Origin of the sequence: Novosphingobium sp. KN65.2, assembly GCF_001368935.1 — a bacterium.
Taxonomy (GTDB): Bacteria; Pseudomonadota; Alphaproteobacteria; order Sphingomonadales; family Sphingomonadaceae; genus Novosphingobium; species Novosphingobium mathurense.
In genome coordinates this window covers 1-1,245 of record NZ_CCBH010000109.1, presented here as the reverse complement: position 1 = coordinate 1,245, position 1,245 = coordinate 1, and the positions used below count along the sequence as shown (strand labels likewise).

General features: G+C 58.2%; 2 protein-coding genes. Both read right to left on the bottom strand.

Translation table 11 applies throughout. From position 1 onward, the window contains the following. Positions 1 to 764: 764 nt before the first annotated feature. Positions 765 to 1,010 carry a hypothetical protein gene (locus tag SPHV1_RS04000; protein WP_054944769.1) on the bottom strand — a complete coding sequence of 82 codons (246 nt, stop codon included), beginning with the start codon at positions 1,008 to 1,010 and terminating at the stop codon, positions 765 to 767. Positions 1,011 to 1,097: 87 nt separating this feature from the next. Continuing rightward, positions 1,098 to 1,232, bottom strand: a complete 135-nt coding sequence (locus SPHV1_RS26110; RefSeq protein ID WP_369817863.1) for a DUF6771 family protein — start codon at positions 1,230 to 1,232, stop codon at positions 1,098 to 1,100. Positions 1,233 to 1,245 lie beyond the last annotated feature (13 nt).

Sequence of the window (1,245 nt, the reverse complement as noted above, 5' to 3'; positions counted from 1 at the left end):
CGAACGCGCGGCGACCAGACGCTTGTCAGCTTCGAACGTCGTCGAACTCGAAAGCCTGGACGGGTTGATCCGAGCGCTTCGGAGTCTCAAAATTCACTTGCTTTCCGACCTGCCAGGCTCGTGATATTCGGGGCCTGCCGGCTGAAAGTCGGCCTTGCGCGCGAGCGGTGTAAAGCCCGGCACGCCAGATCGCCGTTCCTCGCCCTGGTGCTCGCCAAGGAACTGATGCGCCTGTGTGAGGCACACGGCTTCCAGCCCGAAGGCAGCCGCTGCTCAATGACCTCGACCGCCTACAGCAGGTGTCCATCGAAAAGGCCGGCAGGAGCATCACCACCCTCACTCATGTCGCCGGACAAGTTGGCAGTGCCTTCCAGGCCGCAGGCATTGCCCTTCCAGCTGGAACTCGCACTTCATAGCGGACTACCAGAGCCCGCCTTCAAAGCCCCAAATGTAGTGCAAACAAACTTTTGCGCACTCATAACCTATTGAACAACACATCTTATTTTTAGAGCACTGTTGAACTTGGGCCATGTTTGTCGAGACTTACCGGCATAGCGGCGAATGGCGAGAGATCGGGCATTTGATCGCCGAAAATAACGATCCGCCGGGCAATATGAACCGTTACAAGAAGGCCCGACGCACAGCCGGGCCGAGTTGGGATTCGCAGTTCAAAGTGCAAAGGTAGCAGGGCGCTGTGCCTTTGCGTGACTGCCGGGCGACTATGGAGCGTAGTGTCTGAACCCAGGCTTGCTCGACATGGCGACTCAAATCCTGTCGAACTGGACAATTCTCTCGCGCCGATCCGCAGATGCCCGGTAGCCTGCCGCTTGCCAGGACTTGGGCTGACCATGGCGCGCTCGATTGGTGTCGTCATTTGCCCACCAGCGATCGTCATCAAATGCCGCGAGCGGCAGGCCGCCAACGATTGCGGCAATCTGCGCAAAGCTCATCGAGAGGTGATCCTTGCCCGATTGCTCAAGAAAGTCCTTGAGGAAATCGTATTGCGACATGCCGCTCTCCAAATCCGAGAGGCTGGATCATCTTGCAACACTATCGACCAAAACAAAAGGGTATCAGGCACCCGATTGCTTCGTGGGTTATTGTCGGCCTGCCTTGGCGATCGCATCGGCAATCATGGCGGCCAGTGCTTCTTCGGCCCTTTCGCGCGCCGACGCATCGCTGCCGGCAAGATCCTTGCGAATCCACTCGGGCGCACGCTCGACAACGCCCAGAATTGTTTCGCTG